Annotated in this window: 12 protein-coding genes; 9 read left to right on the top strand and 3 right to left on the bottom strand. The window is 51.6% G+C overall.

The features are described 5' to 3' along the window. The first annotated feature begins 5 nt into the window (after positions 1 to 5). The 9 genes from AB3G37_RS08400 (at position 6) to mobC (ending at position 8,083) form a co-directional block, all read left to right on the top strand. On the top strand, positions 6 to 146 hold the full coding sequence (locus tag AB3G37_RS08400; RefSeq protein ID WP_369790319.1) for a hypothetical protein: 141 nt from the start codon (positions 6 to 8) through the stop codon (positions 144 to 146). Beyond that, entirely contained in the window at positions 139 to 822 is a 684-nt protein-coding gene (locus tag AB3G37_RS08395) for a virB8 family protein (protein WP_369790318.1), read from the top strand. The genes AB3G37_RS08400 and AB3G37_RS08395 overlap by 8 nt, the downstream gene beginning before the upstream one ends. After that, positions 819 to 1,709, top strand: a complete 891-nt coding sequence (virB9, locus tag AB3G37_RS08390) for a P-type conjugative transfer protein VirB9 (RefSeq protein ID WP_369790317.1) — start codon at positions 819 to 821, stop codon at positions 1,707 to 1,709. The genes AB3G37_RS08395 and virB9 overlap by 4 nt, the downstream gene beginning before the upstream one ends. Further along, entirely contained in the window at positions 1,706 to 3,010 is a 1,305-nt protein-coding gene (virB10, locus tag AB3G37_RS08385) for a VirB10/TraB/TrbI family type IV secretion system protein (RefSeq protein WP_369790316.1), read from the top strand. The genes virB9 and virB10 overlap by 4 nt, the downstream gene beginning before the upstream one ends. Beyond that, the gene (gene virB11, locus AB3G37_RS08380; RefSeq protein WP_369790315.1) at positions 3,000 to 4,028 is read left to right on the top strand and encodes a P-type DNA transfer ATPase VirB11; all 1,029 of its coding nucleotides are present in this window, start codon (positions 3,000 to 3,002) and stop codon (positions 4,026 to 4,028) included. The genes virB10 and virB11 overlap by 11 nt, the downstream gene beginning before the upstream one ends. Positions 4,029 to 4,077: 49 nt before the next feature. Then, positions 4,078 to 4,380: a TrbM/KikA/MpfK family conjugal transfer protein gene (locus AB3G37_RS08375; protein WP_369790314.1), complete on the top strand. Its 303-nt coding sequence runs from the start codon at positions 4,078 to 4,080 to the stop codon at positions 4,378 to 4,380. Between the two features lie 18 nt (positions 4,381 to 4,398). After that, positions 4,399 to 4,704 (top strand): hypothetical protein, encoded by a 306-nt coding sequence (locus tag AB3G37_RS08370; protein WP_369790313.1) that lies wholly within the window; start codon positions 4,399 to 4,401, stop codon positions 4,702 to 4,704. 747 nt (positions 4,705 to 5,451) lie between these two features. Further along, complete coding sequence (locus AB3G37_RS08365; RefSeq protein ID WP_369790312.1) at positions 5,452 to 7,326, top strand: type IV secretory system conjugative DNA transfer family protein; 1,875 nt, start codon at positions 5,452 to 5,454, stop codon at positions 7,324 to 7,326. A 10-nt stretch (positions 7,327 to 7,336) separates the two neighbouring features. After that, on the top strand, positions 7,337 to 8,083 hold the full coding sequence (mobC, locus tag AB3G37_RS08360) for a MobC family replication-relaxation protein (RefSeq protein WP_369790918.1): 747 nt from the start codon (positions 7,337 to 7,339) through the stop codon (positions 8,081 to 8,083). Between the two features lie 60 nt (positions 8,084 to 8,143). Here the strand turns inward: mobC and AB3G37_RS08355 are convergent, their stop codons facing one another. From AB3G37_RS08355 to AB3G37_RS08345, 3 genes are all read right to left on the bottom strand, one after another. After that, the gene (locus AB3G37_RS08355) at positions 8,144 to 11,668 is read right to left on the bottom strand and encodes a DEAD/DEAH box helicase (protein ID WP_369790311.1); all 3,525 of its coding nucleotides are present in this window, start codon (positions 11,666 to 11,668) and stop codon (positions 8,144 to 8,146) included. Then, positions 11,652 to 12,431 carry a Hachiman antiphage defense system protein HamA gene (locus AB3G37_RS08350; protein WP_271311561.1) on the bottom strand — a complete coding sequence of 260 codons (780 nt, stop codon included), beginning with the start codon at positions 12,429 to 12,431 and terminating at the stop codon, positions 11,652 to 11,654. The genes AB3G37_RS08355 and AB3G37_RS08350 overlap by 17 nt, the downstream gene beginning before the upstream one ends. A 304-nt stretch (positions 12,432 to 12,735) precedes the next feature. Continuing rightward, on the bottom strand, positions 12,736 to 13,680 hold the full coding sequence (locus tag AB3G37_RS08345) for an ArdC family protein (protein WP_369790310.1): 945 nt from the start codon (positions 13,678 to 13,680) through the stop codon (positions 12,736 to 12,738). Positions 13,681 to 13,754: the final 74 nt, after the last annotated feature.

Raw genomic sequence — 13,754 nt, 5'->3', positions numbered from 1 at the left:
CTTCCATGAAATTCAGCATCTTGCTTCTGGTGCTGTGCGCGCTTACGGGCTGCGCGCAGCATCAGGGCGACCTCCCGCCGGTGTCCGGCGATTCCCAGCCGGTTAATTCCTCCGCCATCATTCAGGAGCTGACTCACCATGTCTGATATTCAGCGCATCATCAATGTCTCGCGCTCTTTTGAATCCATCCTGCTGGAAAAGGAAGAGCGTTCCCGCAAAACTGCCTGGCGGGTGGCCGCTGCCGGGCTGATTCTGGCTGCACTGTCAATTACGGCCATGATTATTCTGCTGCCGCTGAAAACCACTGACATTGAATTGTGGTCGGTGGATAAACAAAGCGGTCGTTATGAGTATATGACCCGCATTAAAGAGCGGGATATTGCGTCTGAAAAAGCGCTGGCCCATTCACTGGCAGCACACTATGTCCGACTCCGCGAAGGGTATAATTATTTCTCCCTCCAGCGTGATTACGACGACGTACAGTTATTTAACAGCGACAGCGTGAACCGTGATTATCTGGACGGGTTTAACGGCAACCAGGCTCCGGACGTTGTTTTTAATAAAGCCGAATATGTCGTCTATATCGACATTATTTCTAATGTGCATGCGCCTGCCACCGGGCCGGATAACTTGGCAACCCTGCGTATTAAGCGCACCCTCCGCCGTATTTCTGATAATTCAGTGAAAACGGATTTCTGGAATGTCCGCCTCACTTACCGTTATGTCCCGCATCAGCAACTGACGGACAGCCAGCGCGAAGTGAACCCGCTGGGCTTTATTGTCACCAGCTACCAGCGCGATAAAGAACTGAGGAGCGAATGATGCTGAAAAACATCCTGCTCCTGACAGGCTTACTGGCGTCATGCGCGGCATGGAGCGCCGCCATCCCGCGTGGCAGCGGCTATGACAGCCGGATGCAGAACGTATCGTATAACAGCCAGAACGCCACGGTCGTCAATACCCGCCCTGGCTACGTCACCACACTGCTGTTTGACGACGATGAAGCTGTGATTGATGCGCAAGCGGGTTTTCCAAAAGGCTGGACGGTGACGAAAAGTGATAACCGGGTAGGCGTCAGCCCGAACCCCATCACCCAGCCGGTGACGGACGCCAGCGGCAACAATGTCAGCCAGGTGTTCCTGCCCACGGCAAAGGACTGGAAGACCAACCTCTTCGTGGTGACCTCAAAGCGTGATTACAGCCTGGAGCTAAACGTGCTGGACCACGATTCCCCCGCACAGGCGTACGTTATCCGTTACCACTATCCGGCCGAGGTTCGCCAGCAATCCGCCGCCGCCAGCGCCGCGCGTCAGACGCTGCAGCGTGAAAGACAGGAGAAGCAGCAGATAGCAGCGGCATTCGGACAGGCCAGCATGCCACGCAACTGGCGCTACACCAAACGGGTAGCAGCCGGTTCGGCCTCCATCGCACCGGATTTTGCCTGGGACGATGGTCGTTTTGCATATATCGGTTTTTCCCCCACCAGAACCCTGCCTTCCGTTTTCCGTGTGGTTAACGGACGGGAGCAGGCGCTCACGCCCCGGACGGTTAAACAGGGTAACTACATCGTAATGGTGGTGCCGGCATCACCACAACTGGTGCTGCGTTACGGCACCTCGGTCGTGGGGATCGAAAACGACGGATTCGGGCGCATCCCGATAACCCGCAGCGACACTGTTTCACCGTCCGTTACGCTGGAGGCGAAATGACCGATAAACCTGTCCCGGATGAACTGGAAAAAACCACCGCAGAGCGGGAAGCGGAAGCCCGCGAACGCGCCCGTGCGGCAATGGCGTATCAGGAGCCGGAGCAAAGAACACGCCCCGGCCAGCCGGAAGTGACCCGTTTTCGTAAGGTATCCGGTCGCCGCACGCTGATCGTCAGCCTGCTAAGTCTGACTCTGGTGATCGCCCTGGCATCCGGCGGCGATCGTCTTTTCAGGGCATTGAAAGGGGGTAATGAGAAAGAAGCCGACACCGCGCCGCCGACCTCCTCCGGGAAGACGCTGCATGAGCGTCAAAATCTGGGCATGGACAGTAATCCGTTTGGCCTGTTCGGGCCACACACACAGGACGGAACAGACCCTGCCAGCCAGGCCGTCACTCCCGCACCCACCCAGCCACCGGCCCCACCCGCCCTGAACAAGGCAGCCGCGCTGGCTGACGGGCTGAACAACGCCCGAACAATGCCGGGCGATAATACACGCACGTCCCCGGGCCAACTTCGCAGCAACGCAGATACGTCCGACAGTCCGTCATCATCCGCGACGTACACATCCTGTTCATCAGTCCTGAGCAGGGGGAAGGATGGCGGCCTGCGCTGCCCGGATACTGGCGCGCCAGAAACGGGTAACAACGACAATCCGGGCGTCGCCCGTGTCACCGGCGTCAGGCGACTGGGTCTCGATCCTGATCTCTATATCCCGGTGGACCGCTATATCCCATGTTCGATGATGTGGCGCTTCGTGTCCGATGTCGGGGGGCATATTTCCTGCCTGATCAGTGAAGATGTTTACAGCGCCAGCAACCATGTGACGCTGATCCCGGCGGGAACGGTCGCCCGTGGCATCTACCGCACCGGGGCACTGCAACACGGACGCAGCCGGATGTTTGTGCTGTGGACGGAGCTACGCACGCCTGAGCCCGGCAGCCTGCAAATCCCGCTCAGCAACACGCAGGCCAGCGGCCCGCTCGGCGAGGCGGGGATTGCGGGCTGGATCGACAATCACTTCTGGGAGCGCTTCGGCAATGCCCTGATGCTCAGTACGGTGCAGGACGTGGCAGCGGCGGCGTCGGATGCTGCCCCGGGGAAAGACCGCAATACCGACTACACCGAAAACACCCGCGCCGCCACGGCGGAAATGGCGAAAACGACGCTGGACAACAGCATCAATATCCCGCCCACCCTGTACCTGAATCAGGGTGATGTCATCGGCATCATGACCGGCACTGATATTGATTTCTCATCCGTCTGGCAGTTGCGACTGAAAAAGAGGTGGTATGAACGCTGAAAACCTGTCGCTGGACTTTATGAAAAACCAGCTGTTTGGTGAGTTTATTGCGCAGGACGGCCTGACGGAAATTGCCGTTAACCGGCCAGGTGAACTGCATACCAAAATCCGGGGGAAATGGCGAAGACATGATTCCCCGATTACGCTGCGTCAGTGTTACGCCTTTGCCAGAGCACTGGCGTCGTGGCAGGACGATAATATTGACGACACCTCGCCGATCCTTTCCGCCACGCTTGAATCAGGCGAGCGTATTCAGGCCATTATTCCCCCGGCCTGTGAGCGCAATACCGTATCAATTACGCTGCGCAAGCCCTCATTCGGGCAAAAAACACATCAGTCGTGGATTGATGCGGGATTTTATAACCGGGTAAGCGGTCAGGAGCGAACGGAAGGCAAAGATGTTGAACTGACCCGCTATTATCAAGGTGGGGATATTTCCCGCTTTATGGAAAAAGCGGTGGAATACGGCAAGACAATTTTTATCGTCGGTGAAACCGGATCCGGTAAAACCACCTATATGAAAACGCTGTTGCACTCTATTCCCCGGCATCTCAGGCTGACCACCATCGAGGATAATCCCGAAATCCGGTTCTATCACCACACCAATTATGTCCATCTCTTTTATCCGGCGGATGCCGGGGATAATGCCATTGTCACGCCCGGCAGACTGATACGCGCCAATTATCGTATGAACCCTGACCGGATATTACTGGCTGAAATTCGCGGTCGGGAAGCCTGGGATGCACTGAAAATCGTCGGTTCCGGACATGAGGGATTAATGACCTCCCTGCATGCGAGCAGCCCAGAAGAATGTATTGAAGGGTTAATTGACCGCTGCTATGAAAACCCTGACTGCCGGAACATCCCTTTCGACGTGCTGTTACGCAAGGTGCTTAAGAGCATTGATGTGATCGTCAGCATTGATATTCACGGTGACATACGCCGGATGAGTGATGTTTATTTTAAACCCCTTCATCTTAATGGCATGAGAACTGTATTCAGTAAAGAACTTCAATAAATAACTTATCGAATTACGCAACCCTCGTTTGAATATGAAGGTAACCAAAATGAAAAAAGTTATACCCTCAGCATTATTACTCTGCTTTATGGCGTCATATTCAACTTCCGTCATGGCCGCTGACGCCTGTGAAGTGGTGTTATGCATGTACGGTAAAGCCACCGGGAACGGCGGCGGCAATGAATGCCATTCTGCTGAACGTGCATTCTTTAATATCATCAAAAAGAACAGGCACGGTTTTCTGCCGGACCATACTGCCGATGCCAGAAAATCATTTTTACTTGAGTGTGACTCGGCAGACCCGGAAATTATCAGCCAGATAATCAGTAAATTTGGCCGCGTGTGTAGTTAATTAGCGGAGGTTATCTATATGACCAAACCGGGTTTTATTCAGCATCCCTGGACACATCAGCGTGGGGATTCCATGCGCGCAGCCTGTGTTATTGAGCACATTGAAAATGAGGCGGTGCACGGATGCGGCCTTTATTATGAAATTTATCACTACCGGGTTATCTGCCGGTTATTGCAATTACTGCAAACGCTGAACGCCACTGACAGAATAACGCTGACAGAGGAAGCTAACCGGCATGGGTTTACTCTCGATGAAACCAGCATTAAAGAAAGTCGTCAGTGTTATTCAGACGTCATCAGGGAAATCCACGAGAGCCAATATTAACCCCTGATATTATTTTATTCGCAGGTCCCCTATCGCGCCAAAATATTTCAGCCGAGTCCGGCTTAAAGCATGGTGGTTTTCAGGTTTTTACGGCCCGGCACATTTTTCGCGGATTAGGGAGCGAAAAAATGCAGGCCGTAAAAATGAGGCAGCGGACAGAATTATTTTCGCGGGTTAAGGAGCGAAAATAGTTCAGGCACCGCGCCTCACCGGCAAACAGCCGCGCCCACGCGGATTTTGCCGGCCGGGGGGAGCCGAATAAATTTCGCCGCCCCAGCGAGCGAAAAGCTGTCGCCCACGACAGCGCTTTATTTGGGGGGCACAGCCCCGCACACCGTCGCGGCTAAGTCTCCGGCCAAAAGCCGGTAGCGTGGCGCGACCACCCTCTTTAAAGGTCAGCTTCCCTTTTATTCCCGCTGCGAGGAACGAGCAAAGGGAAGAAAAAGGCGAAAGCGACCGTCTTAAAGGGGGTGGTCGCGCGTAGCGGGCGACGGTGTGCCGCCTTTGATGTTGGGGGTTTTGATGCAGCGTTCAGCGGCATCATTACCCCCATGCGACAGGCAATAAGGGCGTCCAGCCCGCATGTACTGGCGCACGCTGTTCGGGCAGGGAAGCATGCTTTCCTGCACATGGTCGCACAGCGGCCACCTTCTTCGTCCCTGATGGTCGCCCCGCCTTTTCGCCCGACACCGTGGGGCGAAAAGGCGGGGCGATGTCATGGGGCGAACTGCTGACGAAGGAGGCATCGTGATTTTGAATAAGCTGGCCGTTTCACTGTCGCCGATAGTGAATGGCGCGCTGAGCTTCATTGCTTTTATACAACAGCATCAGCTGATGCTGGCGCTGTTATCGGGGCTGACGATGCCGTTTTTCGCGTCGATGAGAAGCGATGAACGGCAAAAAGCCCCGTTGTGGCAAAAGCTGATTATCGCTTTTTCCCTGATGTGTTTTCTTTCCGGTACCATGGCCCCGGTTGTTATCTGGATTTTCCAGTGGCTTTATCAAGGCTGGGTAGTCGCCAGCATTCCCGTTCTGGCATGGCCGGTGCTGATTACTTTTACCGTAACGGGTTTTATTTTGCATATTCTGCTGCGCAGAGTATTAACTCCTGAATTAGACAAAATAAAGAAGCGCCTCGTCAGAAAGACAACGCTTGAACGGGAATTGCGCACCGATGTCCGCACGGTGAAATCCTTGCTGCCGGAAACACTGCATTATGACCCGCTGGATTTTATCGACCTGAACAAAGGGTTATTTATCGGCATGGACCGCGATATTCACCCAATGTATTTGCCGTTAAAGGACTGGCAAAAACAACACGCGGATATTATCGGCACCACCGGCGCCGGTAAAGGCGTTGCCACCGGCATATTACTTTATCAAAGTATTCTGGCCGGTGAAGGCGTATTTGTTATGGACCCCAAAGATGATGAATGGGCACCCCACCTTTACCGCAAGGCCTGTGAGGATGCAGGCAAACCTTTTGCCCTGATTGACCTGAGGAAACAGGCATACCAGTTAAATCTGATTGAAGAGATCACCGCCGATGAACTGGAAGAGCTTTTTGTTGCCGGGTTCAGCCTGGCAGAGAAAGGTCAGGAGTCAGACTTTTATCGCATTGACGACCGGAAAGCGGCCCGGCTAGCCGCACAATTTGTCACCCGTAATACTGCCTCTACCATTCGGGATGTGTATAACGGCGACTACGTTCAGGGTATTGCCGATAAGATAAAAGCCTTTTTCGGGAAAATTGAAGAGCTGGCCTTACTCAATGCCATCAATGCCCCCAACGGATTTTCGCTTAATAAAATATTTGAAGAAGGCGGTTGCTGTTATGTGATTGGTTCAATGCGCAACAGCAAAATCATTACCACTCAGCGCATGCTGCTGGTTCGCCTGTACCAACTGGCAGAAAGGCGCGAGCGAGTGAAAAACGTGCCCCGCCCCATTGCTATTTATCTTTCCGAACTGAAATACCATTTATCCAGACCCGCGCTGGAAGGCTTAGGCGCGGCACGCGATAAAGGCGTGCATATTATTATGGACCATCAGTCTATTGCCGATTTAAAAGACTGCCCGGCCGATTTGAAAGGTGACGCCGTTGTCGGCGCTGTCGTTGAGAACGCCAAATTCAAACTGGTTTATCGTGTCATGGACCCGGATACCGCTGAATGGGTGGCAAGGATGTCCGGCACTATATTAGTCGACGATGAGGTCCGCAAAGCCAAAACCGATGCCGTGCTGACAGAGACTATCGACAATGAACGCACCATCAGACAGGCCGAGCGTTTCTTTACCGACAGCAATATGATCCTGAACCTACCCGATTTTGTCAGCTTCATCTTCACGACAAACACTCTCCCCTCTGCTTCGCTGATTTCGCCCATCAGGGTGAAAAAACGCGAACTGGAGATCTGTGCCGTGTCGCCCGCGATTGCCGCCAACGCCGCAACGGTAAATATCACCTTGGATTTTAACGAGGAGGAAACTTCCCCCGGACCCGCATCAACGCCGGATATCACCACAACGCGACCCGATCTTTTTTTTGATAATACGAACGAAGAAGACACAACAACACCGAGCGCCGATAAAGAGGAAAACCCATCATTGCTGGATTTTTAAAGGGGGAATGATGCTGATAACCGCATATAGCGAACGCCAGACGCGACACCGCGAAAAAATACAACGACTGCTGAATTTCCTGAAAGAAGAAACGTACAGTGATTTTAAAACGCTGATGCTGCTGTTTGGCTTCAGGGATCACAAATCGCTGTATTCCCTTCTTTCAAAAGTCGAGGGAATGGGCTTAATACATAAGCACGTCTTGGTATCACGTACGATGAAAATTTCATTGTGGGGCATAACCAGTGACGGACTGGCCGTTGTGTTAACCCCCGACGATGTGCTTTTTCCGGCGCGGTTTGAGCCTTCAAAAATCACCGGCTGGACGCTGGAGCATCACCTTGATAATCAGGCGGCCCGGATTATCCTTGAGCAAAAAGGCGCATCCGGATGGATAAACGGCGATCGCACAACCTTCCTCAGCCGTTATCAGGCCAGTCACCGCCCGGACGGGTTGATCACCCTGCCCAGCGGCACCGTGATCGCCATTGAGACCGAGCGCCGTCTGAAAACCAAAGCCCGTTATCAGTCGATCATCGCCAGTCATTTGCTTGCCCGAACCCGTAAAGACTGGATTTACGTTTTTTATATCGTGCCGGACCCGCAGAAAAAGCGCGGTCTTGAACGGCTGTTTGACAGCATCCGGCACGTCATCGTTAACCATCAGCACATCCCGCTGGAAACCCGCCACCGGAATGTCTTCCGCATATATACGCTCGACGAGCTGCAACGGCTCGATTTGGATAACAATATATAGCTACGGTCTCACCGATTACGCCAGGTGCATACACCAATCACAAGTCGCCCGAACCAGAAATCAGGTAGAAATAAAGTCGTCTGGTCCTAAATAGTCGAACATGGCACGATCATTATTATCATCCACCTCAACTCTAAGAAGACCTCTTCTGTTTGTGTTAATTCTGCCATTTATACTTCCCAGAGGAGTGCCATCATCAGCCAGTACGTGATGAATACCATCAACAGTGTAAAGCTGCAATGGTGTGCCAATCACTGCCGGAGTAGCTCTCCAGTCCACCATTCCGGTATAACGATGACGACTCCAAACCTGGCTGCCTTTGGGGCTGAGACTGTCCAGGAATTCCAGCCACATCACTCTGGTTTCAGGTGTAGGCCAGTCATGATTATCCGTGTGGCTTATCACTTCTTCAGAGTTCAGCCACCTTCTAAGCTCCTGGCCGGATTGAAAATCTGCAGTCGTGTCTGTAACCACTTTTATGGCTGCAAGCCTGGAGCTAAAACCCGCCTGAATAAGCAGTGAAGACGAGCGGCTCAAGGTACCTGTTTCAACGGCAGCAACCGCAAAACCTAACTCATAATCGGCTAGCGTGGTATCTGTATCACCTATGAGGTCTCCATTTGCTGTTGCACGTACCCTAATAGCCTCCATTGCCCACGGAAGTCGATACACCAGCCCATTCTCGACGAATTGAAGCGTTTCAGACGCCTGCGTATTCGCGACATTAGTCATGGGTTCACCCAGGAGCCAGGAACGTAAAATACCTCTCCAGTCGCCAGGCAATGGATCGGGCATAAAGGGATAGAAGGTAAATACCTCTTCAGCGAGCGCAGTGATAGCGACAATTGCCTCTTCGGCATCATCGCCCATTATAGCCGCATTCGCATCAATCAATAGTTGGTTGGCCTTAGCGGCAATAGCATCAAGTCGTAGCCCGGTTGTAAGTCCTACACCCGACAGGAAATACCCCCGGCGCCCTGCTGCCGTTGAGCGCTGCCAGATATAGCGGCTGCGGGACAGGAGCCCCGATTTCAGCAAAATCCGTTCATTCTCATCCCCATAACGCTGCAAACTGCGTTGCCAAAGTGAAGACTGAAGAATGTCATCAAGAGCAGTTTCAATCTGGTCATCCGGGATATCATTCTCACCCAGAAGGCTCAGAATAGCAGTATCAAGCGTTGAAAGTTGTTTTTCCCAGATGACCTGCGCAATATCTCTTTCTTGCGGAGATTCGGTCATAATTTCTGGAAATTCCCACGCTACGGCGTTGTTGGTCACATATTCAGTGAGTGCCTTTAAATCCCCACCAAGCCGTGTATGCATGCGAATCAATAACACACAGACAAGCTGTATTAGTCCGCTCTCCATCTCACGGGCCCCCGTGTCAGATGTGAGGGTACGCCAGTTAGTCTGGCGTTTATTTACGTTATCGAATATTGGATAAATCACCAGCCCTTCAACATCTACATATGCGCGCCCTGCTCTGCCTATGACGTTTCTGAACTCGGACACTTTGATAAGCTCGCGATTCCGATGAAGAGAATGCATGACGATAGCCGTTGCCGAAAGATTAAGACCTTGTGCTAGCGTCGGCGACGAGATCGTCACTTTAAGGACCCCATCTCGCAACAAACGTTCGATTTCTTTGCGGTAAGCCGTAGGCAATGCGCCATGATGAAGAGCCACGCCCAACCGTAGGCAGGCAAGTATCGGACTGTGTGTCCCCAACCATTCTTCTCCCAGCGAGATAGCCGTATCCAGAATGTCCGGGGCAGCATCAAATAAAGATGGCAGTAGTCCGCGCTGATGCAAATCGACAATAGTCTCGGCAAACGGTTCGACGCTCCGTCGAAGTGGGCAGTATATAAGTACGGTCTGTCCATCTTCAATTAGACGCCAGGCTGTCGCTAAGCAGAGCTCCTTGTTATCAGAGGGAAACATTTTTGTTCGCTGCTTTTTATTAGGTAATTTAACCTTTGGCGGTTGTCTGCTGACGATAAAACGCGATACCCAAGCCGCCTCATAACCGACACTGAGATTTAGCCGACCTGCTGGAGCGGACCATATGATCTCGCCAAACTGCAAGCGGGTCGGTCGCCAATTATTTTTGATGGGTCCTCCGGGCTTGTCACGACGGAGCCAACCAGCAAAATCATCGAGCTGCTCGCCATCAGGTAGAATTGCCGAGAGGCAGACAATTCTGCGCGTATCGGCATCCTGTCTGCGCAATAGCCGTTGAATTTGAACTTCATAGCGAACCTCTCGTTCATCGGCCCCTATCATGTGCCCCTCATCAAAAATAAAAAGTCCTACATCATTAATAATTGACGGGTCATTCCGGAGAGCAAAGTCAAGTTTTTCAGGCGTGGCGACGACGATGTCACGCTGGCGAATTGCATCCTCATCCATACCACTTACGCCAATGCTGCCATACAGCATTGATATTGTTTTCCCAAGCGGCCCAAATGTTCTGGAGAGAGTGGCTTCTGTTTGTGCAGAAAGCGCACGAAGCGGGGTGATGAAAACAACACGCTTGCCACCCGCCAGACAGCGAAGAATACACAATTCAGCAATACGAGTTTTTCCAGCGCTGGTTGGCAACGAAACAACCAAATCGTCATTGTCATTAACAGAGCGTCCGGCGGCCTCTCTCTGCGATGGCCAGAGATCAATTTCGGCTCGGGGTCGTCTTTGAAGCAGCGCAATAAACAGTTCCCGAAGCGTGGGCCATTCAGCAGCGTCACCACCAACTGGAAACAGTGGCAATCTTTCATGGAATGTATCTGACCAAAGGTCAGATAACAGATGAATGGTAATAAAGTTTAGCCACCACTGGGGTAACATATTAAACTGAGCACATATACTTAGACTAATTCTTAATTTTTCAATAGCCTTGGATAGCAAACGTGATTCTCCCCTTTCTACGGCGAGAAGGTAGAGAGAAATGGCCGACATATAGGCGTCAGTCAGTGCCAAATCAAGCCCATCAAAAAGGATGTCCTCCTCTGACTCACTAGCACCGTTCTCGTCTTGCTGCGAGTTTAGGCGAGCCTGGAGGATTTCAGTAATTTTCGCATCACTGCCATCACCTCTGAGCCGAAAGCCCAACGCATTATCGCGCAGAGTATGAAAATCACGCCGGATCAGTTGTGTAAGAGCCCTCTCTATTGGTGAAAAATTATCATCCTGACCAACCATTGCGAGTAAGGAATAGGCTCGTGCTGAAAGATGCGCAAGGTGATAGCTTGCAGCAGCCATTACGAAGTGAAAATCCGTATCCCGGCTATCGCGTTTTCCTTTGGCAATAGCCGATTCAAGGGCGGTTCCAGCCTGTTCAAAGGCAATTCGTACATAGGCGTCGTCTCCATTAAGTTCTCGAAGACGAAGACCGAGATCGATTAGGGCATAGGCATAGCCTTGAAGGTCCTGACTGAGCAGCGCGCTAAACTCAGGCGCATCCGGTGGCAAGTCACCGTCCCGCCAGATCACCGACCGGGCTTGTCCGCGTGCAATCAGGCGCCCGCGAAAACCTACAGCTGAAGCCTCCTTAATAGCCTCAATAATTTCATCAGCTGTTGCTGGCATCACTAATTACCTTTTCGAAAGTTGCAGCAATAAACTCACCATGGCGGGCAATTCTTAGACAAACACCCCACTGATTGTTCTGATCTGTATACTTTTCAATTGAAGTGGTCAGCATAGCTTCTGAAGAATTGCCGGATAAGAGGAAAATAAGATGCCGGACGCATCCAGGAACAATTCCTTGCCGAAGAGTTGCATTTAAGATCGCTTTAGCCAAAAGCTCCTCACCCTGTTCATTCAGGCGATCTGCTATGAACATTAAGGCATGTGAAGATGGCAGCCCTTGTTCTTTATTCAAGTTATTGCGGGCTTCAGAAACCACTTCTCCTGTCATTTTGGCGCGACTTTTCGCTTCGGTTTTAAGGAAAAAAAGTTGTTGAGAAGACGGATCTATGTAAACACCAATGACGTCTTCACCACGCATCGACATATTGCGATGATCTTTCCAGCGCAATCTTTTTATAGGCGTTGTATAGCCGTTGCTACGTGCATTTATCCATTCAGTTGCAAATATCTCACCCAAATCACCGGAACGAATCTGTTTCGTTTCAGGCAATTTTCCAGCAATGTATGCCGCTAGCCCTGGCTTACCTAGAGCTTCAAATGCGTTAGCGATATTTCGTGGCGATGCATAGTGTTCAGGTATTATCGCGGCCATAGCCTGAACGCCGAACATAAGCTCGGCATCCCTGGCCGTAATTGACTGCAAATAATGACCGCTGATATTACGTTCTGTCGAATCACACCAGTCCTCGAAATTTGCCATACTAATTCCTCTATATGGTCTTCTTTTGGAAGTGCGGAGCCAAGGGGGGAAGAAACACCAGAATATCTTATTGTCAAACGTCCGATCAACATAACTTAAGAGCTTCAACTCTCAGATTTTTAAAGAAGTTCTAATGCCAGACACCATAACCAAAGCATAGAATTCTCTATTCCGCTGTAGAACTATGACTGTTCAGTGCTCGTTCCGACTCCGCTCCGCCTCACTCATACCTCTACAGCGTTACCGGTTGAGCCTATCCCAGCACGCAAAGCCACACTCCTTTGCGGTCTTGAGACCTTGCGGCTCAAATTTTATCCATCAAATAACGATGTGCTTTCGATGCCGCGCTTGCGGCCTTGAAAATATAGCGTTTGTCGTTCTTCAGTGCTTTCAGCCAGGAAGAGATATAGCTTTCATGCTGCACCTCTCCAACGATCCCCAGATCCGACCTCAGGAACGCGCTTCCCAGCTCGGCGATCAACTCTTCAAACGCATACCCCTCACTGCCAAACTTACCTTTCATTTCATGATTTAGGCGACTTTTTCCCCCGCTCCAGTGAATCAGCTCATGCAGGCCCGTAGCGTAGAAATTGGCGGCATCGCTAAAAAGACGACGGTCCGGTAAATGGATTTCGTCGGTTGATGGTGCGAAAAAGGCATTCTGTCCCTTCTCAATGATGGTTGCACCACTGTTACGGAAAAGCGCTTCCGCATGCGGTATCGGCTCAAAGGTCTCTGCCGGGAAAACTGCTTCGTCACTCACAGGCAACCCATCAATTTGCTCAACATTAAACACGGTGAACGTCTTCAGTATCGGGATATAGTCAGTTTCTCCGTCGTCATTTTCCTTTTCCAGGGTGGTATAGAAAATGGCGGTAGTCCCGTGTTCTCCCTTACGTACCTGACCGCCTTCCTCTTTTGCCTGTTTGTAGGTCATCCACCGCGAATCATTGAATCCCTGTTCTGACGCAATGATCCACAACAACATGATATTCATCCCACTGTATGCCATGCCAGTTGCGTAATTGGACGGTAAACCAGGCATACCGGGGGTAGGCTGCAACGGACACGCCCAGGGTTTAACACCAGTTTCCAGTGCCGCAATGATGCTGTCAGTGACGGTCTGATAAATATCAGTTTTAGTTTTGGAAAATTTCGTTTTTGAGAAGCCTGACGGGTCCAGCGGGGATACGCTGGTCGCCGCTGCGGTGTTAGGGGCGCTAGCCTGGGTATGCAGGGAAATAGTCATGATTTTTTCTCCGTCAGTGGTGTGATTTTCGTTTTCGTATCGCCTGACGGTTCGCTTTCCCGACATCGTTCCGG

This window comes from Rouxiella sp. WC2420 (genome assembly GCF_041200025.1).
Lineage (GTDB): Bacteria > Pseudomonadota > Gammaproteobacteria > Enterobacterales > Enterobacteriaceae > Rouxiella.
Note: the sequence above shows the minus strand (reverse complement) of the source record. Positions and strands in the feature narration are given on the sequence as shown.

Bases quoted from the DNA above. Each gene is read 5' to 3' on its own strand.
- AB3G37_RS08400 (WP_369790319.1), top strand. From the start codon at position 6: ATGAAATTCAGCATCTTGCTTCTGGTGCTGTGCGCGCTTACGGGCTGC.
- AB3G37_RS08395 (WP_369790318.1), top strand. From the start codon at position 139: ATGTCTGATATTCAGCGCATCATCAATGTCTCGCGCTCTTTTGAATCC.
- virB9 (WP_369790317.1), top strand. From the start codon at position 819: ATGATGCTGAAAAACATCCTGCTCCTGACAGGCTTACTGGCGTCATGC.
- virB10 (WP_369790316.1), top strand. From the start codon at position 1,706: ATGACCGATAAACCTGTCCCGGATGAACTGGAAAAAACCACCGCAGAG.
- virB11 (WP_369790315.1), top strand. From the start codon at position 3,000: ATGAACGCTGAAAACCTGTCGCTGGACTTTATGAAAAACCAGCTGTTT.
- AB3G37_RS08375 (WP_369790314.1), top strand. From the start codon at position 4,078: ATGAAAAAAGTTATACCCTCAGCATTATTACTCTGCTTTATGGCGTCA.
- AB3G37_RS08370 (WP_369790313.1), top strand. From the start codon at position 4,399: ATGACCAAACCGGGTTTTATTCAGCATCCCTGGACACATCAGCGTGGG.
- mobC (WP_369790918.1), top strand. From the start codon at position 7,337: ATGCTGATAACCGCATATAGCGAACGCCAGACGCGACACCGCGAAAAA.
- AB3G37_RS08355 (WP_369790311.1), bottom strand. From the start codon at position 11,668: ATGCCAGCAACAGCTGATGAAATTATTGAGGCTATTAAGGAGGCTTCA.
- AB3G37_RS08350 (WP_271311561.1), bottom strand. From the start codon at position 12,431: ATGGCAAATTTCGAGGACTGGTGTGATTCGACAGAACGTAATATCAGC.
- AB3G37_RS08345 (WP_369790310.1), bottom strand. From the start codon at position 13,680: ATGACTATTTCCCTGCATACCCAGGCTAGCGCCCCTAACACCGCAGCG.